This is a genomic window from Streptomyces sp. BL1, assembly GCF_057628045.1.
The window spans coordinates 2794893-2820536 of the sequence record NZ_JBXYWZ010000002.1; the positions used below are offsets into that span (position 1 = coordinate 2794893).

General features: G+C 70.4%; 22 protein-coding genes and 1 riboswitch. Of the genes, 13 read left to right on the forward strand and 9 right to left on the reverse strand.

Annotation, left to right across the window (positions count from 1 at the left end):
• Window positions 1–258 precede the first annotated feature (258 nt).
• On the forward strand, window positions 259–735 hold the full coding sequence (locus AC3AGO_RS12200; RefSeq protein ID WP_487820188.1) for a hypothetical protein: 477 nt from the start codon (window positions 259–261) through the stop codon (window positions 733–735).
• Window positions 736–882: 147 nt separating this feature from the next.
• Here AC3AGO_RS12200 and AC3AGO_RS12205 read toward each other — a convergent pair whose 3' ends face one another.
• The 4 genes from AC3AGO_RS12205 to AC3AGO_RS12220 all read right to left on the reverse strand — a co-directional run bounded on the left by AC3AGO_RS12205 (window position 883) and on the right by AC3AGO_RS12220 (window position 4260).
• Window positions 883–1233, reverse strand: coding sequence for a DMT family transporter (locus AC3AGO_RS12205; RefSeq protein WP_487820189.1), 351 nt, complete (start codon window positions 1231–1233; stop codon window positions 883–885).
• Window positions 1234–1566 carry a DMT family transporter gene (locus tag AC3AGO_RS12210; RefSeq protein WP_487820190.1) on the reverse strand — a complete coding sequence of 111 codons (333 nt, stop codon included), beginning with the start codon at window positions 1564–1566 and terminating at the stop codon, window positions 1234–1236. It lies immediately after the preceding gene.
• A riboswitch (guanidine-III (ykkC-III) riboswitch) is annotated at window positions 1564–1628 on the reverse strand. Its footprint overlaps the gene before it by 3 nt.
• Before the next feature lie 101 nt (window positions 1629–1729).
• A complete protein-coding gene (locus AC3AGO_RS12215) occupies window positions 1730–2827 on the reverse strand; it encodes a CE1 family esterase (RefSeq protein ID WP_487820191.1) in 1098 nt (365 codons plus the stop codon).
• A complete protein-coding gene (locus AC3AGO_RS12220) occupies window positions 2824–4260 on the reverse strand; it encodes a cation:dicarboxylate symporter family transporter (RefSeq protein WP_487820192.1) in 1437 nt (478 codons plus the stop codon). Before AC3AGO_RS12220 ends, AC3AGO_RS12215 begins: the two co-directional genes overlap by 4 nt.
• 183 nt (window positions 4261–4443) lie before the next feature.
• Here AC3AGO_RS12220 and AC3AGO_RS12225 point away from each other — a divergent pair, with 183 nt between their 5' ends.
• From AC3AGO_RS12225 to AC3AGO_RS12250, 6 genes are all read left to right on the forward strand, one after another.
• Window positions 4444–6114 (forward strand): sensor histidine kinase, encoded by a 1671-nt coding sequence (locus tag AC3AGO_RS12225; protein ID WP_487820193.1) that lies wholly within the window; start codon window positions 4444–4446, stop codon window positions 6112–6114.
• Window positions 6111–6803, forward strand: coding sequence for a response regulator (locus tag AC3AGO_RS12230; protein WP_487820194.1), 693 nt, complete (start codon window positions 6111–6113; stop codon window positions 6801–6803). The genes AC3AGO_RS12225 and AC3AGO_RS12230 overlap by 4 nt, the downstream gene beginning before the upstream one ends.
• A gap of 244 nt (window positions 6804–7047) precedes the next feature.
• On the forward strand, window positions 7048–8448 hold the full coding sequence (locus AC3AGO_RS12235) for an extracellular solute-binding protein (RefSeq protein WP_487820195.1): 1401 nt from the start codon (window positions 7048–7050) through the stop codon (window positions 8446–8448).
• Window positions 8445–9371, forward strand: a complete 927-nt coding sequence (locus tag AC3AGO_RS12240; RefSeq protein WP_487820196.1) for a carbohydrate ABC transporter permease — start codon at window positions 8445–8447, stop codon at window positions 9369–9371. The genes AC3AGO_RS12235 and AC3AGO_RS12240 overlap by 4 nt, the downstream gene beginning before the upstream one ends.
• Window positions 9371–10201, forward strand: coding sequence for a carbohydrate ABC transporter permease (locus AC3AGO_RS12245; protein WP_487824630.1), 831 nt, complete (start codon window positions 9371–9373; stop codon window positions 10199–10201). Before AC3AGO_RS12240 ends, AC3AGO_RS12245 begins: the two co-directional genes overlap by 1 nt.
• 113 nt (window positions 10202–10314) lie before the next feature.
• The gene (locus AC3AGO_RS12250) at window positions 10315–11043 is read left to right on the forward strand and encodes a helix-turn-helix domain-containing protein (protein WP_487820197.1); all 729 of its coding nucleotides are present in this window, start codon (window positions 10315–10317) and stop codon (window positions 11041–11043) included.
• A 93-nt stretch (window positions 11044–11136) separates the two neighbouring features.
• Here the strand turns inward: AC3AGO_RS12250 and AC3AGO_RS12255 are convergent, their stop codons facing one another.
• Window positions 11137–12162, reverse strand: a complete 1026-nt coding sequence (locus tag AC3AGO_RS12255) for a 6-phosphofructokinase (RefSeq protein WP_487820198.1) — start codon at window positions 12160–12162, stop codon at window positions 11137–11139.
• A gap of 262 nt (window positions 12163–12424) precedes the next feature.
• Between AC3AGO_RS12255 and pta the strand changes: the two genes are divergently transcribed.
• The 3 genes from pta (at window position 12425) to pyk (ending at window position 17331) form a co-directional block, all read left to right on the forward strand.
• Window positions 12425–14545, forward strand: coding sequence for a phosphate acetyltransferase (gene pta, locus AC3AGO_RS12260; protein ID WP_487820199.1), 2121 nt, complete (start codon window positions 12425–12427; stop codon window positions 14543–14545).
• A gap of 57 nt (window positions 14546–14602) precedes the next feature.
• The gene (locus AC3AGO_RS12265) at window positions 14603–15832 is read left to right on the forward strand and encodes an acetate kinase (protein WP_487820200.1); all 1230 of its coding nucleotides are present in this window, start codon (window positions 14603–14605) and stop codon (window positions 15830–15832) included.
• 71 nt (window positions 15833–15903) lie between these two features.
• Window positions 15904–17331 carry a pyruvate kinase gene (pyk, locus tag AC3AGO_RS12270; protein ID WP_487820201.1) on the forward strand — a complete coding sequence of 476 codons (1428 nt, stop codon included), beginning with the start codon at window positions 15904–15906 and terminating at the stop codon, window positions 17329–17331.
• 138 nt (window positions 17332–17469) lie between these two features.
• Here pyk and AC3AGO_RS12275 read toward each other — a convergent pair whose 3' ends face one another.
• The 4 genes from AC3AGO_RS12275 to AC3AGO_RS12290 form a co-directional block, all read right to left on the reverse strand.
• Window positions 17470–18825: a hypothetical protein gene (locus AC3AGO_RS12275; RefSeq protein ID WP_487820202.1), complete on the reverse strand. Its 1356-nt coding sequence runs from the start codon at window positions 18823–18825 to the stop codon at window positions 17470–17472.
• Complete coding sequence (locus AC3AGO_RS12280; RefSeq protein ID WP_487820203.1) at window positions 18815–19453, reverse strand: DUF6114 domain-containing protein; 639 nt, start codon at window positions 19451–19453, stop codon at window positions 18815–18817. The genes AC3AGO_RS12275 and AC3AGO_RS12280 overlap by 11 nt, the downstream gene beginning before the upstream one ends.
• Before the next feature lie 147 nt (window positions 19454–19600).
• Window positions 19601–20215 (reverse strand): DUF6230 family protein, encoded by a 615-nt coding sequence (locus AC3AGO_RS12285; RefSeq protein ID WP_487820204.1) that lies wholly within the window; start codon window positions 20213–20215, stop codon window positions 19601–19603.
• 697 nt (window positions 20216–20912) lie between these two features.
• Window positions 20913–21893, reverse strand: coding sequence for a tetratricopeptide repeat protein (locus AC3AGO_RS12290; protein WP_487820205.1), 981 nt, complete (start codon window positions 21891–21893; stop codon window positions 20913–20915).
• A 206-nt stretch (window positions 21894–22099) separates the two neighbouring features.
• Between AC3AGO_RS12290 and AC3AGO_RS12295 the strand changes: the two genes are divergently transcribed.
• The 3 genes from AC3AGO_RS12295 to AC3AGO_RS12305 all read left to right on the forward strand — a co-directional run bounded on the left by AC3AGO_RS12295 (window position 22100) and on the right by AC3AGO_RS12305 (window position 25122).
• Window positions 22100–22753, forward strand: coding sequence for a TetR/AcrR family transcriptional regulator (locus AC3AGO_RS12295; protein ID WP_487820206.1), 654 nt, complete (start codon window positions 22100–22102; stop codon window positions 22751–22753).
• Between the two features lie 237 nt (window positions 22754–22990).
• Window positions 22991–23683, forward strand: a complete 693-nt coding sequence (locus tag AC3AGO_RS12300) for a response regulator transcription factor (protein WP_487820207.1) — start codon at window positions 22991–22993, stop codon at window positions 23681–23683.
• A complete protein-coding gene (locus tag AC3AGO_RS12305; protein ID WP_487820208.1) occupies window positions 23680–25122 on the forward strand; it encodes a sensor histidine kinase in 1443 nt (480 codons plus the stop codon). Before AC3AGO_RS12300 ends, AC3AGO_RS12305 begins: the two co-directional genes overlap by 4 nt.
• Window positions 25123–25644: the final 522 nt, after the last annotated feature.

Sequence of the window (25644 nt, forward strand, 5' to 3'; positions counted from 1 at the left end):
GCGCCGGGGCTTTTTTGTGTCCGGTTCCTCATATCCGGCCCCGGGCTCCCCGGACCGGCCCCGGTCCGCTTGAAGGGCGCGTGGGAGCGGGCGCACGGCCGGCACGTGCCCGGCGCGTGACGCCGCACGGTGGCCGGTTGTCGCCCCGCGTTCCAGGCCAAGCCCGACAACGCTGCATACAGGCTCGGTTGCGCGTCCCCACGAAGGCGCCACGCCACGTAGCGTGGACCTGCGAAACAACGAGCGAGGAGGAACCTCATGCGGCTGGGGATCACCGGACACCGCGAACTGCCCGAAAAGACCGAGCAGTTGGTGCGGGAGGCGCTGGCCGAGGCCGTGCGTGAGTATCAGCCCGGCACCCTGACCGGCGTGACCTGCCTCGCGGAGGGAGTGGACACCTGGTTCGCCGAGGCGGTGCTGGAGCACGGCGGGAAGATCGAGGCCGTGGTGCCGGCCCGTACGTACCGGGAGAGCCTCCCCGAACGCCACCGGACCACGTACGACGAGCTGTTGCGGCAGGCCGTGAAGGTCTATGACACGGGGCTCACCGAGTCCAACCCGACGGCCGACATGCTGGCCAACGAGAATCTCGTCGGCCTCGTCGACGAACTCCTCGCCGTCTGGGACGGCCGCCCGGCCCGCGCGTACGGCGGCGCGGCGGACGTCGTGGCCCACGCGGACCGCAACGAGGTCCGCGTACACCGAATCTGGCCAGAAGGCGCAACCCGCCACTGACCGCACGCAGCCCCGCGCCCCGACAAGGGGCGCGGGGAACTGCGCAATCAGGGGCGCGGGGAACTGCGCAAACCCCAGCGCAAGCCGCAGCCGCCCGACAAACCCGCGGGGCACACAAGGCGGCGCACCCGCCACCCCGCGGGACGCTCAGCCCGCGGAAGCCCCGTCACGGCGACCAGCCCGCGTCTTCACGAACTTCAGCCCGATCACACAAAGCACGATCCCCGCCAGGAAGACCCCCTTGAGCACGGAGGCCGGCTCGTCCCCCGTGACCATCGCGTAGACGACCGTGAGCGCCGCGCCGATACCGATCCACACCGCGTACGCGACGCTGACCGGGATCCGCTTCATGGCGAGCGCCAGACCGGCCATGCTGAGCACTATCCCCACCGCGAACACGATCGTGGGCCCGGGCTTCGAGAAGCCGTCGGAGGCGCCCATCGCGGTCGCCCACACGGCCTCGAACACCGCGCTGACGACGAGAATCATCCAAGCCATTCAGCTCACCGCCTTCAGTCCGGCCACACAGCCGACGAGCCCCACGAGCAGCAGTACGCGCCCGGTGGTTGCCTTCTCCTTGCCGCTGACCAGGGCCCACACGGCAGTGAGGACCGCGCCCACGGCGACCCAGACGGCATAGGCCGTGCCGGTAGGCAGGGAGTTCATGGCGATTGCCAGCCCGCCCATGCTCGCGATCAGCGAGACAGCGAAGATCACAGTCGGGACGGGGCGTTTGAAGCCCCGGGATTCACCGAGTGCGGTGGCCCAGACGGCCTCCAGCACTCCGGACACGATCAGTACGGCCCATGCCACGACAGACTCACCCTCCATGGCCAGTCTTGTCGCTGAGCGGGTACTGATCCCTCGTCCGCAGGCCCGGTCAGGGGCCTGCCTTCATCTATAGCAAAGCCGCACACGCGGGACAAGGGACGCAGGGCCCTGCCCGGAGTCCCGGACAGGGCCCTGCGCTGCGACGACGGGACGGGGAGGCCTTTCAGTCGCCGCGCGTGTGCTCCCTCGGGCTGTGCGCCCTCAGGCTGTGCTCCCTCAGGCTGTGCTCTTTCATGAACTGCCGGATCAAGGGGGTCGCGTCCAGCACGGACGGGGTGTCCGAGTCGGGGTTGGGCCGCGTGCTCGGCCAGTCGTGGGCCAGCGAGGCGACCTTGTAGTGGACCAGCGCGCCCCGCCCTGCACAGTCGTGCCACGCCCGGCGGGTCACCCCGTCACCCAGGTCCCGGTCCCGGGACTGCGGCGCGCATCCCGCCAACTCGGCGCGTTCCGCGAGCCATTGGGGGATCGGCGGCAGCCCCTTCGCAGAGTCGCCCGCGTACGGGATCGTGGTGTCGGCCCCGCCGTGCACGGTCAGCACCGGCGCGGCCCGCCGCGGCTCACACGGCCCGGCCTGCGGATGCTGTGTCTCCCCGGGGGACAACCCCCGGACCCCCGGCCGGACAGGCGGGCCGGAAGGGTTCGGGGAATCGGCGTAGTACGCGCCGGAGACCGCGGAGAACGACGCGATCCGCTCCGGCATCCGGCAGGCCAGCAGGGCGACGAACGCGCCGCCGTTGGACTTGCCGGCCGCGTGCACCCGCTCGCCGTCGACGCACAGGTCGCGCTCCAGCGTGCCGATCAGGTCGGACGTGAAGCGCACGTCGTCGACGCCGGGCGCCGAGTACGGGGCGCCCTGCCACGAGGGCTTGCCGTCCTCCGTACCGGGAACTCCCTGCGGATAGACGGCGATCGCGTCGGACGCGGCGGAGAAGCCGGTGAGCTCCTCCATGTACGCCGAGGTGCGGCCCTGCCCGTGGAAGGCGAGCACCACGGGGTAGGCCCGGTCGGAGCGGTACCCCTCGGGCAGGTGTACGCGGTAACTCCGCTCCCTGCCGCCCGAGTCGAGCGTGTGCGTCCGCGAAGTGCCGGGCGCCTGGCCCGGGTTGGACCCGCACCCGGGGCTGCCGCCCCGTACGGAACCGGCTTCGGACGCGGCCCCGGCGCCCGGCGCGGCGGCCTGTACGGCCGTCGCGCCGGGACCGGTCAGCACTGCCGCGCAGAGCGCGGCGGCGGCGGCGAGTGCCGCGCGCCGGCGCTTCACGCGCTCACGCTCCGGGAGACCTCGGCCTCCTTCTTCAGCGGCACCTCTTCGCGCGGGCCGTCGTCGTTCCCGCCACCGACGGCTTCCTCGCCGGAGTCGTCGGACTCCTCTTCCGACATGGTGCGCTCGTCGAAGGGCAGCTCACCGGCGAGTACGCGGTTGACCCGCTCCCGGTCGATCTCCTTGGTCCAGGTGCCGATCAGCACCGTGGCCACGGCGTTGCCCGCGAAGTTGGTCATCGCGCGCGCCTCGCTCATGAAGCGGTCGATGCCGACGATCAGGCCGACGCCGTCGACCAGCGCGGGCTGGTGCGACTGGAGACCGCCGGCCAGGGTCGCGAGTCCGGCACCGGTGACGCCGGCCGCGCCCTTGGACGCGATGAACATGAAGACGAGCAGCGAGATCTGCTGACCGAGCGTCAGCGGGTGGTCCATGGCGTCGGCGACGAACAGCGAGGCCATCGTCAGGTAGATCATGGTGCCGTCGAGGTTGAACGAGTAGCCGGTCGGCACGGTGATGCCGACGACGGGCTTGCTGACGCCCAGGTGCTCCATCTTCGCGATGAGCCGCGGCAGCGCGGACTCGGAGGAGGAGGTGGAGAGGATCAGCAGGAACTCGCGGCCCAGGTACTTCAGCAGCTTGAGGATGTTGATTCCGGTGAACAGCTTCAACAGCGTTGCCAGCACGATGAAGATGAAGAGTCCGCACGTGACATAGAAGCCGATCATGATGACCGCGAGGGACTTGAGCGCGGCGAAGCCCGTCTCCCCGACGACCGCCGCCATCGCACCGAACGCGCCCACCGGGGCCGCCCACATGATCATGGCGAGCACGCGGAAGACCAGCTTCTGCAGGTGCCCGATGCCGCGCAGGACGGGCTCGCCCGCCTTGCCCATGCCCTGCAGCGCGAAGCCCACGAGCAGCGCGATGAGCAGCGTCTGCAGCACCTCGCCCTCGGTGAAGGCGGAGATCATGGTCTTCGGGATGATGCCGACCAGGAAGCCGACGAGTCCCTCACCACCCTTGGCCTCCGCGGCGCCCGCGTCCTTCGCGGCATCCGTGAGGTGCATCCCCTCGCCCGGCTCCAGGATGTTGCCGACGACGAGCCCGATGGCGAGCGCGACGACCGACATCACCATGAAGTAGCCGAGGGCGAGCCCGCCGACGGCGCCGACCTTGGCAGCTTTCCGTACGGATCCCACGCCGAGCACGATGGTGCAGAAGATGATCGGCGAGATCATCATCGTGATCAGCGAGACGAACCCCTCGCCCATGGGCTTGAGTTGCTTCGCCACATCGGGCGCGGCGAAGCCCAGCACGATGCCGAGAATCGCCGCCACGATGACAGCGATGTAGAGGTAGTGCGTGCGGTCCCGCTTCTTGCCCGCGGGTTTCGCGGCTTCCCCGGCCGGCGACGGTGTCTTCTCGGACACGGCGGATCCCTCATTCCTGCGTCAGCGTCATTGCTTCGACACGCGGTATACGATGTGCGGCTCCGACTCGCCCCGTGGCGTCCGCCACAGCGCCGCGAGTCCCGGCGACTATGCAACGCGGCGTGACCCCCGTCACGCTTTCGTGCATTACGTGCACGGAAACTCCAGGTGCAAACTGTGCGGATGCGCGCCCGTTTCCGTTCACCCCGCCCTCCCAGGAGCCTGGCGGGCCAGCTCTTCGCCATGCAGGTGGTGCTGGTCGCCGTGGTGGTGGCGGTGTGCGCGGTGTTCGCTTATGTGACGGACCGGCTACAGGCCGAGGAGTCCGCCACGCACCGGGCGAGCGCGACGGCGCGGGCCGTCGCGGACTCCCCGTCCGTACGGGAGGCGATCCGGGACGCGAAGCGGCCGACGGAGCGGCTCCAGCCGTACGCGGAGCACGTGCGGCGTGACACGGGTGTCACGTTCGTCACCATCATGAACACCCGCGGGATCCGGTGGACGCATCCGGACCCGGAACGGATCGGTGGGCGTTTTGTCGGGCATATCCGGCCTGCCCTTCAGGGGCGGACGTTCCCCGAGACGTACACCGGCACGCTCGGCCCGTCCGTACGGGTCGTCACGCCCATCCGGGACGGCGAGCGGATCGTGGGCCTGGTCAGCGCGGGCATCGCCGTGGAGACGATCAGCGAGCAGCTGAGTGAGCAGGTGGCGCTGCTGATCGGCGTCGCCGGCGCGGCGCTGCTGCTCGGCGGGCTGGGGACGTACGTCATCAACGCGCGGCTGCGGCGCAGCACTCACGGGATGAACGCGGCCGAGCTGGGCCGGATGCACGACTATCACCAGGCCGCGCTGCACGCGGTGCGCGAGGGGCTGCTGATGCTGGACGGGCAGCGCCGGGTCGCCCTTATCAACGACGGCGCCCGCGAACTCCTCGGTCTCACCGGGGAGGCGGTGGGCCGCACGGTGGACCGGCTGGGCCTGCCGCGGCCGCTGACCGGGGCGCTGCTGGCGTCGGAGGAGCGGGTGGACGAGGTGCATCTGACGGCCGACCGGGTGCTGGTCGTGAACACCTCGCCGGTACGGGGCGGTGAACAGCGCGGCACGGTGGTGACCCTGCGGGACCACACCGAACTCCAGTCGCTGACGGGCGAGCTGGACTCCGTACGCGGCTTCGCCGAGGCCCTCCGCTCGCAGGCCCACGAGGCGGCGAACCGGCTGCACACGGTGGTCTCCCTCATCGAACTCGGCCGCAGCGACGAGGCGGTGGACTTCGCGACCGAGGAACTGGAGCTGGCCCAGGCCCTCACCGACCAGGTGGTGACGGCCGTCGCCGAACCGGTGCTGGCGGCCCTGCTGCTGGGCAAGGCGGCCCAGGCCAGCGAGCGGGGCGTGGAGCTGTCGCTGACCCCGGACACGCACTGGGACGACGCGACACCCCCCGCAGCGCTGCCCTCCCGCGACCTGGTCACGATCCTCGGCAACCTCCTCGACAACGCGGTAGACGCGGCGTCGGCGCCTGCCGGCGCGGAGACACCCGCGGACGAAGCGCGCCCCGTACGCCCCGCCGTCCGCGTCACCGTGCGCGCCGAACAGGCGCAGGTGCTCATCCGCGTCGCGGACAACGGGCCCGGCGTCGCCGTCGACGCGGTCGACGACATCTTCGAGCGCGGCTGGTCGACCAAGGACGGGCCGCACGGCACGGACGGCCCCCGCGGCCTCGGCCTCGCGCTCGTACGGCAGACCGCACGCCGGCACGGCGGTACGGTCACCGTGACCGAATCCCCCTCCGGCGGCGCTGAGTTCACCGTACGGCTGCCGATTACCGCACCACGGCCGGAGGTCCGCACATGACGGCCGAACCCATCCGCGTCCTCGTCGTCGAGGACGACCGCGTCGCCGCCGACGCGCACGCGCAGTACGTCGACCGCGTCCCCGGCTTCGCCGTCGTGGGCATCGCGCACTCCCGCGCGGAGGCCGGCCGGGCGCTGGAGCGTTCGCGCGTCGACCTGATCCTGCTCGACCTGTATCTGCCCGACGGGAACGGCCTCGCGCTCCTGCGCGCGCTGCGCGGCGCGGGCAGCACCACCGACGTGTTCGCGGTGACCTCCGCACGCGACCTGACCGTCGTACGGGAGGGCGTGTCCCTCGGCGTCGTACAGCACGTGCTGAAGCCGTTCACGTTCGCGGTCCTGCGCGACCGGCTGCTCCAGTACGCGGAGTTCCGCAACAGCACGGCGGACGACTCGGCGCGGGTGAGCAGCCAGGCCGATGTGGACCGCGCCCTGTCCGTGCTGCGCACGCCCCAACAGCCCACCCTGCCCAAAGGGTTGAGCGCGCCGACCCTGGAACGGGTCGTGGACGCGCTCCGCGCGTCGGGCGGCGACGGGCTCACCGCGAGCACTGCCGCCGAGGAACTCGGCGTCAACCGCATCACCGCACGCCGCTATCTGGAGCACCTCGTCACGGCCTCCCGCGCCGACCGCCGCCCGCAATACGGCCAGGTCGGCCGCCCGGAGTTCTGCTACCGCTGGAAGTTCTGACGCCCGCACGAGGAGTGCGGAAACCCCAGAGGCGCGAGGAACTGCGCAACCCCCGACACCCCGCGACGCGCCCACGTTTCGCCCGGGGAATAACAACGTTGTCACAACGTCAGGCTGCGTCACTGCACGGGCATTGACCCCTGTCACACCGCCGGGCCACCGTACGGTCACGCAGCAGCCCCTGTGGCCGGCGGCCATCCCCCCGCGGGGCCGCCCCCGGCCGTGGCCGAGGAGGTCATGTCCCGTGCGCTCCCCCTTCCGCACCGCGCGCCACAGCACCACGCGCCGCCGCACCACCCCGCCGCTCGTCCTCGCCACCGCAGCGGCCCTCGCCGCGACCGCGCTCAGCGGCTGCGGCGGAGGAAGCGGCGGCGACAAGGACACCGTCAAGATCGCCTTCAACAAGGACACCAAGGCCGACGTCACCGTCCGGGACGACTTCGTGAAGAAGGTGGCGAAGGAGTTCGAGCGGGAGAACAAGGGCAAGAAGGTCGAGCTCATCCCGATCAAGGCGTCGCCGCAGGACTACTACACCAAGCTCCAGCAGATGATGCGCTCGCCGAGAACCACCCCCGACGTGGTCTACGAGGACACCTTCCTCATCAACTCCGACATCAAGAGCGGCTATCTGCGCCCGCTGGACGACTACCTGAACAAGTGGAAGTCCTGGGACCGGTTCGAGCCCACGGCGAAGACCGCGGCCAAGGCGGCGGACGGCAAGACGTACGGCATCCCCGACGGCACCGACACCCGCGCCCTCTGGTTCAACAAGAAGCTCTTCAAGAAAGCGGGCCTGCCCACCGACTGGCAGCCGAAGAACTGGAACGACATTCTCAAAGCCGCCCGCACCCTCAAGAAAGAAGTGCCGGGCGTCATCCCGTTCAACATCTTCACCGGAAAGGCCGCCGGCGAGGCGGCCGCCATGCAGGGCTTCGAGATGCTGCTGTACGGCACCGGCCAGGACCCGCTCTACGACCCGCAGTCGAAGAAATGGGTGAAGAGCAACAAGGGCTTCCGGGACAGCTTGAATTTCGTGAAGACGGTGTACGGCGAGAAGCTCGGCCCGGACGTCGACGAGGCTCTCAGCCCGGCCATCCAGACGAAGGTCCCCACCGAACTGCTCCCGCAGGAGAAGCTGGCGATCGACCTGGACGGCTCCTGGCTCGGCCAGCAGTGGCTGAAGAGCGGCGGCAGCCCGTGGCCCGAGTGGGAGAAGACGATGGGCCTCGCCAAGATGCCCACGCAGAACGGCGAGGCCCCCGGTGAGGTCAGCATGTCCGGCGGCTGGACCTGGTCGATCTCCGCCAAGTCGCAGAAGCCCGACCTCGCCTGGAAGCTGATCCAGACGCTCCAGAGCAAGAAGAACGCCGTCGAGTTCTGCGTCAGCAACGCCCAGATCGCCGTACGGGACGACGTCGCGGCCGACCCGCGCTACAAGTCGTCCATGCCCGGCGTGAAGTTCTTCACCGACCGCGTCGAGCACAGCAACTACCGCCCGGCGCTGCCCGTCTACCCGCAGGTGTCCACGGCCCTCACCGAGGCCATGGAGGGCGTCACCACGGGCGACAGCACGGTGGGCGAGGCGGCGAAGACGTACGACCAGCAGCTGAACTCCATCACCAGCGGGGCGGTCACCTCCAAGTGAGCACCCTCGACACCACGGAAACGGCCGGCCCCGCGGCACCGGCCGCCAAGTCCCCGGCGGCGCACGGCCGCCGGGGCGGGTGGCGGTGGCTCCCGATCACCCCCGCCACGGCGCTGATGCTGCTCTTCCTGCTCGGCCCCATCGCCTACTGCGTCTACATCGCCTTCACCGATCTCCAGCTGACCGGCCAGGAGTCGGCGGCCTTCGTCGGCCTGGACAACTTCACCCGCGCCTTCGGCGACCCGGACTTCCTCAACGCGGTCGTCCTCACCCTGGTGTTCACCCTGATCTCGTCGCTGATCGGGCAGAACACCCTGGGCCTGGCGCTGGCGGCACTGATGCAGCGCGCCTCGAAGGCGGTACGCACCCTGACGGGCACGATCGTCATCAGCGCCTGGGTGCTGCCGGAGATCGTGGCGGGCTTCCTGCTCTACACCTTCTTCGCCCGGCAGGGCACCCTCAACGCCGTGCTGGACTGGCTCCATCTGCCCGGCCAGAACTGGCTGTTCACCGTGCCCATCCTCGCCGTGTCGTTCGCGAACGTATGGCGCGGCACGGCCTTCTCGATGCTGGTCTACTCGGCGGCGCTGTCCGAGATCCCCCGGGAGGTGTCGGAGTCGGCGCAAGTGGACGGCGCGGGCTCCCGGCAGCGGCTGTGGCACATCACCCTGCCGATGATCCGCCGTTCCATCGCCACCAATCTGATGCTCAACACCCTGCAGACGCTCTCGGTGTTCGGGCTGATCTGGGCCATGACCCGCGGTGGCCCCGGCAACCGCAGCCAGACCCTCCCGGTCTTCATGTACGACCAGGCCTTCAACAAGTCCCTGATCGGCTACGGCACCGCCGTCGCGCTGCTGCTCCTGGTGGTCGGCGGCCTGTTCTCCGTGGTCTATCTCCGTCTGATGCGGGAAGAGGTCTGATCGTGCTCCAGCGCCGCACCCGGGAGCGGCTCGCCGCCGACGCCGGACTGCTCGCCGTGGCGGCCGCGTTCGCGGTCCCGCTCGTCTGGCTGCTCCTCGCCTCCGTCGACGACCACGCCACCGTGCGCATCAGCGCCCCCGGCTCCCCCACCCTGGACAACTTCTCCGCGGTGCTCACCGACGAGATCACGTTCACCCCGATGGCCAACAGCCTGCTGCTGTGCGGCAGTGCGACCCTGCTGACCATCGTCTGCGCTTCGCTGGCCGCCTACCCCCTGTCCCGCTACCGCTCGCGCTTCTCCCGCCCGTATCTGCTGACCGTCCTGTTCACCACGTGCCTGCCCATCACCGCCGTGATGGTCCCGGTCTACGGCCTGTTCGTGCAGATCAACCTGATCGACACGATGTACGGCACGTCCCTGTTCCTCGCCGCGTCCCAACTCCCCTTCGCCGTCTGGCTGATGAAGAACTTCATGGACGGCGTGCCGGAGATCCTGGAGGAGGCGGCCTGGACGGACGGCGCGTCCTGGTTCCAGTCGCTGGTACGGGTCGTGCTGCCGCTGATGGGCCCGGGCGTCGCCGTCGTCGCCGTCTACAGCTTCGTGATCATGTGGGGCAACTTCTTCGTCCCGTTCATGCTGCTGCTCTCCCCCGACCAACTCCCGGCGTCGGTGAGCATCTTCACCTTCTTCGGCAGCTACGGCTCCGTCGTCTACGGCCAGCTCGCCGCCTTCTCGCTGCTCTACTCCACGCCGGTGCTGGTCCTCTACATCCTGATCTCCCGCAGGCTCGGCGGGGGCTTCACCCTGGGCGGCGCGATAAAGGGCTGAACCCGGCCCCGGACCCGCCGGATCCGGCCACCGGCCCCTGGAGATTCCCACAACGTCCGTCTTCGGCTGTTCGCACCGTAGAACGCCACGGCCTCCGCCCCTACGGTGAGCCGATGCGCGACCGCACCACCTCCGCCGGCACACCGGCTCCCAGCCCGTTCGACGCCGCGGCGGCAAGACGGCTCCGCGAGGAGCTGGGCCTGACACCGGGCCACGTCGCGTACGGCATGTGGGCCGCGTACGGCACCCGCGTCTCCCCGCACACCGTCGCCGCCTGGGAGCGGGGCGTCGGCGCCCCGGACGAGACGGAACTCGGCGCGCTGGCGGGCGCGTTGTGGTGCTCCCCCGCCGACCTGCTGGGCAGCCCGGGCACGCTGCGCGAGTACCGGCTGGCGAAGGGCGTCGCACCGGCCGACGCGGCCCTCGCGGCGAGCATGGACACCGCCACGTACGAACAGGCCGAGGCCACCGGCGAATGGCCCGGCACCGACCGGCAGGCGAGCGCCCTGGCCGCGGCCCTCGATCTGCCCCCGGACGTGCTGCTGGAGCTCACCGGCAAGGCGGAGGACCTGGCGGAGCTGCTCCGCAGCGCGGTCACGGGACGCTGGCAGCCGTACGTACGGCCGGTCGGCAAGCTGGTGCCGCTGCCCCGCCGTGAGCTGGAGACGGTGCTCCGCGCGATGCACGGCTCCTACCAGTCGACGACGGCGGGCTCGCTCAACTGGGGCGCGCCGCAGGCGCCAGGGACGCCCGAGGACACGGGCGCGGCAGGCCGCGAGTTCCTCGCGGGAATCCTGGACCACTTCTGGCGCCGCGCCAGGCCCCGCCCCGACAGCGGCTGACAGCCCGGAACCACTCGGCAGCAAGGTCCCATGCCTTCCCGGCCAGGTGCGGGCCGCAGGCCCGGAAATCCACGCCCCGGAAAGCCGCTTCGGCTAGAAGACCGCCTCGGCCTCGTCCATCCGGTCCTGCGGCACCGTCTTCAGCACCGTCACCGCATCGGCGAGCGGCGCCATCACGATCTCGGTGCCGCGCAGCGAGGTCATGTGGCCGAAGTCCCCGCGGTGCGCGGCCTCCACGGCGTGCCAGCCGAAGCGGGTGGCGAGCACCCGGTCGTAGGCGGTCGGCGTACCGCCGCGCTGCACATGGCCGAGGATGACGGGCTTGGCCTCCTTGCCGAGGCGGTGCTCCAGCTCGGCGGCGAGCATGTTGCCGATGCCGACGAACCGCTCGTGCCCGTACTGGTCGATGGTGCCCTTCTGGTACGCCATCGAGCCGACCGCGGGGCGGGCGCCCTCGGCGACGCAGACGATCGCGAACTTCTTGCCCCGCGAGAACCGCTCCTCGACCATCTTGGCCAGGTCGTCGATCTCGAAGGGGCGCTCCGGGATGCAGATCCCGTGCGCGCCGGCCGCCATGCCGGCCTCCAGCGCGATCCATCCCGCGTGCCGGCCCATGACCTCCACGACCATGACCCGCTGGTGCGATTCCGCAGTGGTCTTCAGCCGGTCCATCGCCTCGGAGGCGACACCGACCGCGGTGTCGAAGCCGAAGGTGCGGTCGGTGGCCGAGATGTCGTTGTCGATGGTCTTGGGCACACCCACCACCGGAAGGCCGGCGTCCGCGAGCATCCGCGCCGCGGTCAGGGTGCCCTCGCCGCCGATCGGGATCAGCGCGTCCAGGCCGAGCCGCTCGATGAGCTCCTCGGAGTTGTCGCAGGCGGCCTGCAGCCGGTCGCGCTCCAGGCGGGCCGAGCCGAGGATCGTGCCGCCGCGGGCGAGGATGCCGGAAACCGAGTTGATGTCCAGGGGACGGTAGCGGCCGTCGAGCAGCCCCTTGAATCCGTCCTCGAAACCGATCACCTCGTCGCCCCGGTCGTGCACGGCGCGGTGCACGACGGAACGGATCACAGCGTTCAGACCGGGACAGTCGCCGCCAGCGGTGAGGACTCCGATACGCATGGGGTTCGCTTCTCCTGCCAGGTGAGTTGCCTGCTGATCCATGTGGTGAGCCGGGGGGATTGTTTCACGTCTTGAATGCACCCGGCACCGCCGGGCCACTCCGCGGACACTGCCCCGGTCAGAGACCAGGCGAGCGATATAGCCAGATGCGCAGGTATTGTCAAGGGTATAGGTGCACCATTACGGGCGCTTTTCAGGTGATCCTGTGCGGGAAATCGCCCACACCGCACGGATGTCCACGACGGAGAGAGGGAGAGCACACGTGACGCGCAGCGTGTACGTGACCGGCATCGGCCGGAGCGACGGCCGGCAGGTCGTCGAGCTGGGAGTCATGGAGCTGTTGACCCGTCAGGTGGACCGTGTCGGAGTGTTCCGGCCCCTGGTGCACGACGGTCCGGACCGGCTCTACGACCTGCTGCGCAGCCGGTACCGGCTCGCACAGCCGGCCGGCACCGTCTTCGGGATGAGCTATGACGAGGCCATGGCACTCCAGGCCGAGAAGGGCATGGACGAGCTGCTCGCCCGGCTGCTCGACCGCTTCCACGCCGTGGCGAAGGACTACGAGGCGGTGCTCGTGCTCGGCACCGACTACGCCGACACCCAGCTCCCCAACGAGCTCTCCTTCAACGCCCGGCTGGCCAACGAGTTCGGCGCCGCTGTGCTCCCCGTCGTGGCCGGCCAGGACCAGCCCGCCGAGTCGGTGGTCGCCGAGGTCCGCAACGCGCACCACGCCTTCACCTCGCTCGGCTGCGAGGTCGTGGCGATGATCGCGAACCGTGTGAACGACGCGCACGCGCAGGACGCCGTGCGCGGCCTGGACGAGGTGCTGCCGGAGCCGGTGTACGTACTGCCGGAGGAGCCGGCACTGTCGGCGCCGACGGTGTCCCAGGTGAAGGACCGGCTGGGCGCCGAGGTGCTGCTGGGCGATCACTCCGGACTGGCCCGCGACGTACGGGACTTCGTGTTCGGCGGCGCGCACCTGCCGACCTTCCTGCCGCAGCTGACCGAGGGCTGTCTGGTCATCACCCCGGGAGACCGGGCCGACTTGATCGTCGGCTCGCTCGCCGCGCACTCGGCGGGCTCCCCCGCGATCGCCGGTGTGCTGCTGACGCTGGACGAGACCCCCGGGGCCCGCACCATGGAGCTCGCGTCGCGGCTGGCGCCCGGTACGCCGGTGCTGTCGGTGCCGGCCGGCTCCTTCCCCACCGCGGCCGAACTCTTCGCGCTGGAGGGCAAGCTGACCGCGGCGACGCCCCGCAAGGCGGAGATCGCGCTCGGCCTCTTCGAGACCCATGTGGACACGGAACGGCTCACCGGGCTGCTGTCGGTGAACCGCAGCGAGCGCGTGACGCCGATGATGTTCGAGCACCAGCTCGTGGAGCGGTCCCGTGCGGGCCGCCGGCACATCGTGCTGCCCGAGGGCACCGAGGAGCGGGTGCTGCGCGCCGCCGAGGTGCTGCTGCGCCGCAACATCTGCGATCTGACGCTGCTGGGCGACCCGGACACCGTACGGAAGCGGTCCGCCGAGCTGGGCATCGATCTGGCGCTGCTGAGCGACGACGAGGTGGCCGAGGGCGGCGGCGCGACGGCGCGTGCCGTCGACCCGCAGACCTCGCCGCTGCGTGAGCGGTTCGCCGAGCTGTACGCCAAGCTCCGCTCCCACAAGGGCGTCACCTTCGAGCTGGCGCACGACGTCGTCGCGGACGTGTCGTACTTCGGGACGCTGATGGTGCAGGAGGGCCTGGCCGACGGGATGGTCTCCGGTGCCGTGCACTCGACGGCGGCGACGATCCGGCCCGCCTTCGAGGTGATCAAGACGAAGCCGGACGCGTCGATCGTGTCCTCGGTCTTCTTCATGTGCCTCGCGGACAAGGTCCTGGTGTACGGCGACTGCGCGGTGAACCCGGACCCGGACGCGGAGCAGCTGGCGGACATCGCCATCCAGTCGTCCACCACCGCCGCGCAGTTCGGCGTCGAGCCGCGGATCGCGATGCTGTCGTACTCGACGGGCACCTCGGGCTCCGGCTCCGGCGTGGACAAGGTCCGGCAGGCGACCGAGCTGGTCCGCGAGCGGCGTCCGGACCTCCTGGTGGAGGGCCCCATCCAGTACGACGCCGCGGTCGAGCCGTCGGTCGCGAAGACGAAGCTGCCGGACTCGAAGGTCGCCGGGCAGGCCACCGTGCTGGTCTTCCCCGACCTGAACACCGGCAACAACACGTACAAGGCGGTGCAGCGTTCGGCGGGGGCCGTGGCCGTGGGCCCGGTGCTGCAGGGCCTGCGCAAGCCGGTCAACGACCTGTCGCGCGGCGCGCTGGTGCAGGACATCGTCAACACCGTCGCGATCACCGCCATCCAGGCCCAGGGCGAGAAGGCCGGCGGCTGAGCCGCGCCCGCCCGGTCCCCCACACCCCCACACCCGCGCAAGAAAGCAGAAACACCCGTGAGCGCCTCCCGCATCCTCGTCCTCAACTCCGGTTCCTCCTCCGTGAAGTACCAGCTCCTCGACATGACCGACGGCTCCCGGCTGGCCGTCGGCCTGGTCGAGCGGATCGGTGAGGAGACGTCCCGGCTGGAGCACACGCCACTGTCCACGGGCGGCGCCGAGCGGGAGCACACGGGGCGGATCGCGGACCACGAGGAGGCGCTGAAGGCCGTGGCCGAGGAGCTGAGTTCGGACGGCCTCGGCCTGGACTCGCCCGAACTGGCCGCGATCGGGCACCGGGTGGTGCACGGCGGGCTGAAGTTCACCCAGCCCACGCTGATCGACGACGCGGTGCTGGCGGAGATCGAGCGGCTGGTGCCGGTGGCGCCGCTGCACAATCCGGCGAACCTGACGGGCATCCGTACGGCACAGGCGCTGAACCCGGGGCTGCCGCAGGTCGCCGTCTTCGACACGGCCTTCCACTCGACGATGCCGGAGTCCGCGGCGCGCTACGCGATCGACACGGAGACGGCCGACGAGCACCGTGTGCGGCGGTACGGCTTCCACGGCACGTCGCACGCGTACGTCTCGCGGAAGACCGCGCTGCTGCTCGACAAGGACCCGGCCGACGTCAATGTGATCGTGCTGCACCTGGGCAACGGGGCCTCGGCGTCCGCCGTGCGCGGCGGGCAGTGCGTGGACACCTCGATGGGGCTCACGCCGCTGGAGGGCCTCGTGATGGGCACCCGCTCCGGCGACGTGGACCCGGCCGTGGTCTTCCACCTGGGCCGGGTCGCCGGGATGTCGCTGGACGAGGTGGACACGCTGCTCAACAAGAAGAGCGGCCTCGTCGGCCTGTGCGGCGACAACGACATGCGCCAGATCCGCCGCCGCATCGACGAGGGCGACAAGCAGGCCGCGCTCGCCTTCGAGATCTACATCCACCGGCTGAAGAAGTACATCGGCGCCTACTACGCCGTGCTCGGCCGGGTGGACGCCATCGCGTTCACGGCGGGCGTGGGCGAGAATTCCGCACCGGTACGGGAAGCCGCCGTGGCCGGACTTGAGGAGCTGGGACTGGCGGTCGACAGTGAGCTGAACGCCGTACGCGGGGACGAGCCGCGGCTGATCTCCCCGGAGTACGCACGGGTCGCGGTGGCCGTCGTCCCGACCGACGAGGAGTTGGAGATCGCACAGCAGACCTACGCCCTGGTGGCGGACGGACCGTCGGAGGAGTCCGCCGGCTGACGGTCCGCCGTACGGTGACGCAGTTCACCCCCCTTCGTTCCGCTAATAAACAAACCCGATAGGATCGCCCTATGCGCCGTTCCAAAATCGTCTGCACCCTGGGCCCAGCCGTCGACTCCTACGACCAGCTGAAGACGCTGATCGAGGCCGGCATGAACGTGGCCCGCTTCAACATGAGCCACGGATCCCACCCGGAACACGAGGAGCGGTACCACCGCGTCCGCAAGGCCTCCGAGGAGACCGGCCGCGCGGTCGGCGTCCTGGCCGACCTCCAGGGACCGAAGATCCGCCTGGAGACCTTCGCCGAGGGTCCCGTCGAGCTGGTCCGCGGTGAGGAGTTCACCATCACCGCCGAGGACGTGGCCGGCGACAAGACCATCTGCGGCACAACCTATAAGGGCCTGCCCGGCGATGTCACCAAGGGCGACCCGATCCTGATCAACGACGGCAATGTCGCGCTCCAGGTCATCGAGGTCGACGGGCCGCGCGTGCGGACCATCGTCATCGAGGGCGGCGTGATCTCCGACCACAAGGGCATCAACCTGCCCGGTGCGGCGGTGAACGTCCCGGCGCTGTCCGAGAAGGACGTCGAGGACCTCAAGTTCGCGCTGCGGATGGGCTGCGACATGGTCGCGCTGTCCTTCGTCCGGGACGCCTCCGACGTGCGCGACGTGCACCGGGTCATGGACGAGGTCGGCCGCCGGGTGCCGGTGATCGCCAAGGTGGAGAAGCCGCAGGCGGTCAACAACATGGAAGAGGTCGTCGACGCGTTCGACGCGATCATGGTGGCGCGCGGCGACCTGGCGGTGGAGTACCCGCTGGAGAAGGTCCCGATGGTGCAGAAGCGGCTCATCGAGCTGTGCCGCCGCAACGCCAAGCCGGTGATCGTGGCGACCCAGATGATGGAGTCCATGATCGAGAACTCGCGGCCCACGCGCGCCGAGGCGAGCGACGTCGCGAACGCCATCCTGGACGGCGCGGACGCGGTGATGCTGTCCGCCGAGTCCTCGGTCGGCAAGTACCCGATCGAGACGGTCAAGACCATGTCGAAGATCGTCGAGGCGGCGGAGGAGGAGCTCCTCGGCCGCGGCCTGCAGCCGCTGGTGCCCGGCAAGAAGCCGCGTACGCAGGGCGGTTCGGTGGCCCGCGCGGCCTGCGAGATGGCGGACTTCCTGGACGCCAAGTCCCTCGTCGCCTTCACCAAGTCCGGTGACACGGCCCGCCGGCTGTCCCGCTACCGCGCGGCCCAGCCCATCCTGGCCTTCACCACCGACCCGTCGACGCGCAGTCAGCTCACGCTGAGCTGGGGCGTGGAGACGTACGTGGTGCCGCACGTCGACCACACCGACGAGATGGTCGAGCTGGTGGACGCGGAGCTCTCCAAGCTGCACCGGTACGACGCCGGCGACACCATGATCATCACGGCCGGCTCGCCCCCCGGCGTCCCCGGCACCACCAACATGGTGCGGGTCCACCACCTGGGCAGCGAAGAGCAGTAAGGCGCACAGCGGCCCGGTGACGGGCGCGGACGAACGTCAGGGCCCGCCCCGCGATTGCGGGGCGGGCCCTGACGTCTCTCGGCTCCCGGCGAGGTCCGGGGTTCCGGAAGGCCGGAACGGGGAGCCGGGCGGGGGCTGTTACTCGACGGTGGTCTTCAGACCGGGCACCGTGAGGTTGCCGCCGAACTGGCCGGCCTGGGTGACCTTCACCTTGGTGAACATCGCCTCGGGGACGTTCAGCGGCGGCGGGTGCTCCGGGTCGAAGACGATCGGGATCAGGCCGAAGAGGTTCCCCTGCAGCCGGTCGGTGTACATCGTCACCTTGCCGCCGTCCACCGTGGAGTTGGAGCCCTCGGGCGTCCGCACGTGGGTGTTGGTGCCGGCGGGACCCTTCACGATCTGGTGCAGGTCCTTGATGTCGATGCTGTCCGCGGTGAACTTGAGGGTCTGCTTCGTGCTGCCGTTCGCCGTCTTGACGTTGACGACGCCCTCGTAGTTCAGGCCGTGCAGGCTGAGCTTCGAGGACTCCAGCGTCCACGGGTCGTCGGGAAGCGTGGCAGGGGTCTGCTCGTCCTTCCCGTCGGTCTTCTTCTCCTCGACGCACGGGAACGCCTTCTTGCCGCTCTCGTCCGCCTTGTTGGCACCGCCGACGGCCGGGAGCTTGTCCTGCGTCTTGCCGACTTCCTTGCCGACCTTGTCGGTCGTGTCCTTGACGCCGTCGCCCAGCTTGTCGGTGGTGTCCTTGACCCCGTCGCCGACCTTGTTGACGGTGTCCTCAACCGGCTTGGTGGGGCTGTCCGAGGAACCGGAGCCGGAGTCCGTACCGGAGCTGTCAGCCGAACCGGCGGCGTCCGTACCGGACTTGGTCTCCTGGTCCTGGGTGTCCTGCTTGTCGTCCGGGGTGAGGGTGTCGTGCAGCGCGTCGCCGAGACCCAGCGGGTCCAGCGGGTCCTTCTTCTCAGTGTCCTGAGCACCGGAGTCCTGAGTGCCGGAGTCCTGGGTGCCGGAGTCCTGGGTGCCGGAGTCCGCCGTGCCCGAATCCGCGCTGCCGGAGCCGGAGCCCGAGTCGCCGGAGCCGGACTTCTCGTCCGCCTCCGCCTTGCGCTCCTGCTCCTTCTTGGCCTTGGCGGCCGCGAGCTTCTTCTGGGCGGCCTCCTTGGCCTTCTCGGCCTTCGCCGCGTCGGCCTTCTGCTCCTTCTCCCGCTCCTTCTGCTCCTCCGCGTTCTCCCGGTCCTCCTGGGAGACGCAAGGGCCGGACTTGAAGGGGTTCTTGGGCATCGGCTTCGCGTTCGCCAGCTGCGGCGTGAGCCCCATGCCCATCAGGACGGCGGAGGGCATCGCCGCGATGGCTATCGCCTTGCCCGCCGGTACGTGCAGACGGTTCAGCAGATGCTTCCTGGGGGCGGCGTGGCGCGCCCCGGTTCTCGCGTGGCCGGCGTCCGGTGCGGCTTTCACCGACCCGCCTGCCTCCTCGTTCAGCTCGTCACCCGGCACGGTGCCTCCCGTTCCCGTGGTTCGATTCGGCTCCGGTCGACGAAGCCGATCCGAAGACTGAAAGGTCGTCCAGGGCACCGTTGGCGCCCGTGCTCCGGCCTGTGCCGCCACCGCCGCCGGGGGTCCGCTTGGGCAGGTCCGGCGCGGAGTCCGCGGAGTAGACGGGGCTCGAGGGAGCCCTCTCCGGTTCGCCGTCGCCTTCCGTGCCGCTGTCCTCGCCGCGTGCCGCGGCCTTGCCGGGCGCCCAGGCGACACCGAGCGCACCACCGAGCAGCCCCAGCAGGAAGCCGATCATGAAGGCGCCCACGTTGGAGACGACCAGGGACACCAGGGACAGCAGAATCGCCGCGATACCGGCGAACACCCGTGAGTGCGGCTGGAACCACATCGTCAGGCCGAGGACGACCAGCAGTACGCCGATGATCAGCGAACCGGCGCCCGCGGTCGTCGACATCCGGATCGTCAGCGAGCCCAGGGTGATGTTCTGGTAGGGGATCCACATGATGGGGATGCCGGCGAGCAGCGTCAGCATGCCGCCCCAGAACGGGCGCTGACCGCGCCATGCCCGGAACTCACTGCGCTTCTGGCCGAATGTGTTCTTCAGGCCGTGTCGCGTGTCGGCGCTCATGTCGTACGGCTCCTCGGGACTGGCACGAAGCTTGCTTGCATTTGGAGCGGTGTTCCCGTACGGACACGGAGGGGGCCGGACGGCTGCCGGCCCCCGCCGCTCCGCGCCCGAACGGTCAGCGGTTCTTCTGGAAGGACCCCGAGTGCGTCAGTAGCACTCTTGCTTGCCCTTCTTGACGGCCATCTTGAGGCCGCTGAGCTTGAACGTTCCGGCGGTGGTCGCCCAGGCACGCTGCTGGACGTCCGTGAACGTCGCGCTCTGCGCCTGCTGTGCGAACGACCCCTTGGCGTAGTTGTCGCCGGGCGACGTTCCGGGGCCCTTGGTGGTGTCGTCCGCGGAGACACCAATGTCGATCTTGTTGAAGGTCGCGTTCGCGCCGAGGTCGTCGGCGTCGATGTAGAGCTTCTTCGCCTCGACCTTCGGACCCGAGGTGCCGGCCGTCAGCTTCATCGTCATGTCGCCGAACGCCGGAACCGGCACGACGACGGACTGACAAAGGTTGCGGATCTGGGCGGACTCGAACCCGACCACCGCGACCGGCTTCTTGCCCTTCTTGGTGCTGTCGACCGCGCCGTACTGGACGAAACCCTGTCCGTCCAGCCTGTCGGCCGCCACCTTGAACTGCTGACCGGAGACGCTGAACGACGCCGCCAGTGCACCCTGCGACAGCGCGACTCCGATCGCCGCCGTCGCTGCAACGCTCGGCACCATGACGACGGCGAAGCGCTTCCATCTGGTCCCGCCACGAGCCAGGGACTCCATGACCTTTCCTCCTTCTCGGACGTACATCTCCGGCCTGGTCCGGTCCGCTCCTCTACGGACCGCTCCCTGCCTGGGATGGGAGAAGTGCTACGTCCTCGGGAAGGAGAGCGCCGTCGTACGGGGCGCACCTTGGCGCCTCATCCGAGCTGTCGGCGATCACCCCCGAGCGACAACCACTGGCCACGCTCTCGCGCAACCTGCTTTGTTCGGACAGGCCCTGTCTCACGACGGGGACCCCCCTGCCCGGAAGGACCGGCGGCGGTGCGGGTGTTGCCAGGTACGGGTGCCGGTCCGCTCGGTGGGGACCCATGGTCACGGGGCGCCGGATGGGTGCCGGGCTGAGAGCCATGGACCGAGCTTGGCCGATCGTGGTCCATCTCGAAGCTGGGCACAAGGGGTTCCGTTACTTACGAGTAACGGCGAGATAACCGGCCGGCGGCCGAACAGCATAGGGCGGGCACGGAGGGTCGCCGTCACAGGGGTCACACCCGCTGGATCATTCGGACAACACCGGAGAAAGCTCCGACCGCCCCTTACTTGGAGTAACAGCGACCGCGATTGCCAAGTTTTGGCAAAACGCGGTCGCTGTTGTCGCTAAATCAATGTGTCGCGTGAGGCTGTTGAGTTCTGCTGTGCATCAGCTTCCGCTGCATATCAGCACGACTCGGACCCGTCGCAGCCACGGACCGGCCGTGACTCAGAACAGCACTCGCGCCAGTGCGCCGCGGGCCGAAACTACCCGCGGATCGTCCGCACCAATCACCTCGAACAGCTCCAGGAGCCGCACGCGCGCACTCTCCCGGTCATCTCCGGCAGTCCGTTTCACGGTCTCCACGAGACGTCCGAACGCGTCCTCGACGTGGCCGCCGGCCATGTCCAGGTCCGCGGCCTTCAGCTGCGCCGCGACATCGGTCGGGCCGTCCGCCGCGTCCTTGCGCGCCTGCTGCGCGGAGACCTCGTCCAACTCCGAGACCCGGACGAGGAGTTCGGACATCGCCAGCCCGACCTTCGCCTCGCTGTTCGCGGGGTCGTCGGAGAGCACGTTCCTGTACGCCTGCACCGCACCGTTCAAGTCGCCCGAGTCCAGGGCCTGCTGGGCGGCGGCCAGCGCGGGGTCCTCCGGCTCCGCCGGCTCCTCCTCCGCCTCGGCCTCGGCCTGCCCGTCGCCGGCGTCCTCGACACCCTGCAGACCCGTGATGCCGAAGCGCTGCTCGGCGACCTGGATCAACTGGTCGAAGGTCTCCCGGATCTGCTGCTCCGGAGCGGCCCCCTGGAAGAGCGGCAGCGCCTGCCCGGCGACCACGGCGAACACCGCGGGGATGCCCTGCACGCCGAACTGCTGCATGAGCATCTGGTTCTTGTCCACGTCGATCTTCGCGAGGAGGACCTTGCCTCCGTACGCGCGCGTGACGCGTTCGAGGAGCGGCGAGAGCTGCTTGCACGGCTCACACCACTCGGCCCAGAAATCGATGATGACCGGGACCTCGGCGGAACGCTGGAGTACGTCCGCCTCGAAGCCCGCCTCGTCGACATCGATCACCAGGCTCACGGGAGCGGGGGCACCGCTCCCGTCCGCGGAGCGGGCGCGCGCCTGCTCCGCCTTCTCCTTGGCCTCACCGGCCGCCTTCACCGCGGAGAGGTCGACCACTCCGCTCATGGACATATTGCGTGGCTGCATGGGAACCAGTCTCCCCCTTTCCCGCGGCGTTGTGTGCCGGGTCCCCACCCGGCACTCGTGGTTGTCGCCGCAGCGGAGATGATCACCTTCATTCCGCTACGGGTCGTAGCGTAACTGCCGTCGCCCCGCCGACGCGAAGGAACCCCCGGGGCCGGGGACGTGATCCGCCTCACGGCGCGGCCCCTACCGGCCGGTATGGTCGCCTTATGCCCACCCCGCCCACAGCCCCCACGCCCCGGTCCCGTCCCGGCAGACCCCGCAGCACCGAGGCCGACGACGCGATCCTCGACGCGACGCGGGGCGCGCTGGTGGAGCTCGGCTGGGGAAAGCTGACGATGGGCCATGTCGCGGCGCGGGCCGGGGTCGCCAAGACGACGCTCTACCGGCGCTGGGCCGGCAAGAGCGAACTGGTCGTCGACGCCGTCGCGGTGCTCTTCGACGAGCTGGAGCTGCCGGACCGGGGCAGCCTGCGGGCCGACATCGAGGGCGTGGTGCTGTCCTTCGCCGCGCTGCTCGACCGCCCCGAGACGAAGACCTCCCTGATGCACGTCGTCGCCGAGTCCACGCACGACCCGGCACTGCGGGACCGGATCAGGGACGCCATCGTGGGGCGGCAGAAACGGCTCGTACTGGAGGGCCGGAGGCGGGCCCAGGGGCGCGGGGAGCTGCCCTCGGACTCCCCCGACGCGCGGGAGACCGTCCGCATCATCGACCTCATCTTCGACGTGATCGCCGGTGCGGTGGTGCACCGTTCGCTGGTCAGCGCGGAGGCGGTGGACGCGGAGTGGGCTCGGCGCTTCACCACGCTGCTGCTCAGTGGTCTCTCTGCGGCCAGCGTTCCCGCTGAGCGGGGGCGCTGAGCGCTGAGCTAGTTGCGGGGGATGCGCAGTTCCCCGCGCCCCTTATTGGGCGCAGGTCCCCGCGGCCCCTGTGTTGAGCTCGGCGGGTGCGGTTTCCCTGTGGTTTGCGCAGTTCCCCGCGCCCCTTTCCGGGCCGGGCCACGGTGCTGCCCGCGTGTGTGGGGATTCCGTACGGCCGCCACGCTGGTGGTCGTTCTCATAAGAGGGTTCTCAGAACGCTTTTGACAGCCTGTGCCCATGACGAGGTCGAAGGTGCTGGTGGTCGACGACGACGCGGAGGTCCGTGCCGCCGTGCGGGACGCGCTGGCCGTCGAGGGATACGAGGTGCGGGCCGCGGCCGACGGGCTGTCCGCGCTGACGGTGGTGGCGCGCTGGGAACCGGACGTCCTCGTACTGGACGTGATGATGCCCGTACTGGACGGCCTCGCGGTCTGCCGCAGGCTGCGCGGGGTCGGCGACCGTACGCCGGTGCTGGTGCTGACCGCGCTCGACGCGGTCAGCGAGCGGGTCGACGGGCTGGACGCCGGGGCCGACGACTATCTGGTGAAGCCGTTCGCGCTGGACGAGCTGGCGGCGCGGGTACGGGCCCTGCTGCGCCGTACCGTGCAGGAGACGCCCGGGGAGAGCGGGCTGCTCGCGTACGGGGACCTCGAACTCGACCCGGAGACGCGCAGCGGCCGGCGGGACGGGCGGAAGCTGGAGTTCAGCCGTACCGAATGCGCGCTGCTGGAGCTGCTGTTGCGGAACCCCGGGCAGACCGTGCCCCGTGAGGTGCTGCTGGAGCAGGTGTGGGGGCGGGACTTCGGACCCGACTCCAACTCCCTCGCCGTCTACATCGGTTATCTGCGCCGGAAGCTGGAAGCGGGCGGCGAGCCGCGGCTGGTGCACACGGTGCACGGCGTCGGGTACCGGCTGGGCAGCACGTCGTGAGCGGGGTGGCGCGCGGCACCCGCGGGTCCGGCGGCGGGGAGCGCGGGGTGCCGGCCTGGCGGCGGCGCCGGCCGCTGCGCACCCAGCTCTCCGCGGTCGCGACGGCGGCCGTGGCCCTGGTCGTGATCGGGGTGTGCGCGGCGGCGTTCGTCGTCATCCGCTTCGAGCTGAACCACCAACTGGAGCTGAACCTCAAGCAGTCCGCCACGCTCGCCACGCAGCAGCACCGCGACGAGCAGCCGCAGGCGCTGTCGGCCGAGTGCCGCTATCTGGCCGCGCCCGCCTGCTCGCAGATCGTCCCGGCCGACGCGGCCGACGACCCGCGGTCCGGCTACCCGCTGCCCGTATCCGACGGCACCCGCGCGGTGGCGTCCGGCGAACGGGACGCGTACTACAGCGAGTTGAGCGTGCACGGGCATCCCGCGCGGATGCTCACCACCCGTATCCGCGGCACCGATCACGCGCTCCAGGTCGCGCTGCGGTCCGACACCGTGCAGCAGGGGGTGCGGCAGGCCGCGTGGATGCTGGGCGTCGTCGGCGGCGCGGGCGTGCTGCTCGCGGGCGGGCTGGGCTACTGGGTCTCGCGTACGGGCCTCTCCCCCGTCGCCCGGCTCACCGCGGCCGCCGAACGGATCACCGCCACGCGCGACCCGGCGCACCGCATCGAGCTGCCGCCCGGCCCTCCGGAGCGGGAGGACGAGGTCACCCGGCTCGCGGCCAGCTTCAACACCATGCTCGGCGCGCTGGAACAGTCCGTCACGGCACAGCGCCGGCTGGTCGCGGACGCCTCCCACGAACTGCGGACGCCGCTCACCGCGCTGCGGACCAACACCGAACTGCTCGCCCGCGCCGACCGGTTGACGGACGCGCAGCGCGACCGTGCGGCGGGGGCGCTGCAGCGGCAGCTTCGCGAGGTCACCACGATGGTCAACGACCTGATCGAGCTCGCCCGGGACGAGGAGCCGGTGCCGCTCGTGGAGCAGGTCCCGCTCGCGTCGCTGGCCGCGCACGCGGTGGAGACGGCGCGCGGGCACTGGCCGCGCACGTCCTTCGCGTACGAGGCGGATCCCGCTGTGGCGGGGCGCACCGTGCCGGGCGTGCCCGCGCGGCTGTCCCGGCTGCTCTCCAACCTGCTGGACAACGCGGCCAAGTTCAGCCCCGAGGGCGGGGTGGTGGAGGTCGCCCTGGCGCTGCGCGACGGGGCGCCGGAGCTGACCGTACGGGACCACGGGCCGGGGCTCGCCGCGGAGGACCTGCCCCATGTCTTCGACCGCTTCTACCGCGCGCCCACGGCCCGCACCCTCCCCGGCTCCGGCCTCGGCCTCGCCATGGCCCGCCAAATCGCCCGAGCCCACGAAGCGACCCTCACGGCCGAACAGGCCGCAGAAGGCGGCGCCCTGTTCCGCCTCCGCTTCCCCCGGGAGGGGCCCACGGAGTGAGGGCCGCCTTCTTATCCGCCGCGACGGCGGATGACCACCGCGGGCCCGCCCGGCGGTAAGAGCGCGGCTCACGCCGACACCGCCGACCAGCGCCGCTCAACAGCTCGCCGCTGCGGCGGAAAGGAAGAGCGAAGCTCTTCAACTCACCACGCCCGGGACGGGCCCGCCCGACGGCGAGAACGCGGCTCGCGCTGACGCCGCCAGGCGGTGCCGCTGCGGCGGGGAGACAGACAACTCCTCCCGCCGCGACGGCGGGTGACCACCGCGGGCGCGGCCGGCGGTAAGAGCGCGGCTCGCGCTGACACCGCCGACCAGCGCCGCTCAACAGCTCGCCGCTGCGGCGGAAAGGAAGAGCGAAGCTCTTCAACTCACCACGCCCGGGACGGGCCCGCCCGGCGGTAAGAGCGCGGCTCGCGCTGACACCGCCGACCAGCGCCGCTCAGCAGATCGCCGCTGCGGCGGGAAGGAAGAGCGACGCTCTTCAACTCACCCCGCCCGGGACGGTCCCGCCTTCTTCTCCGC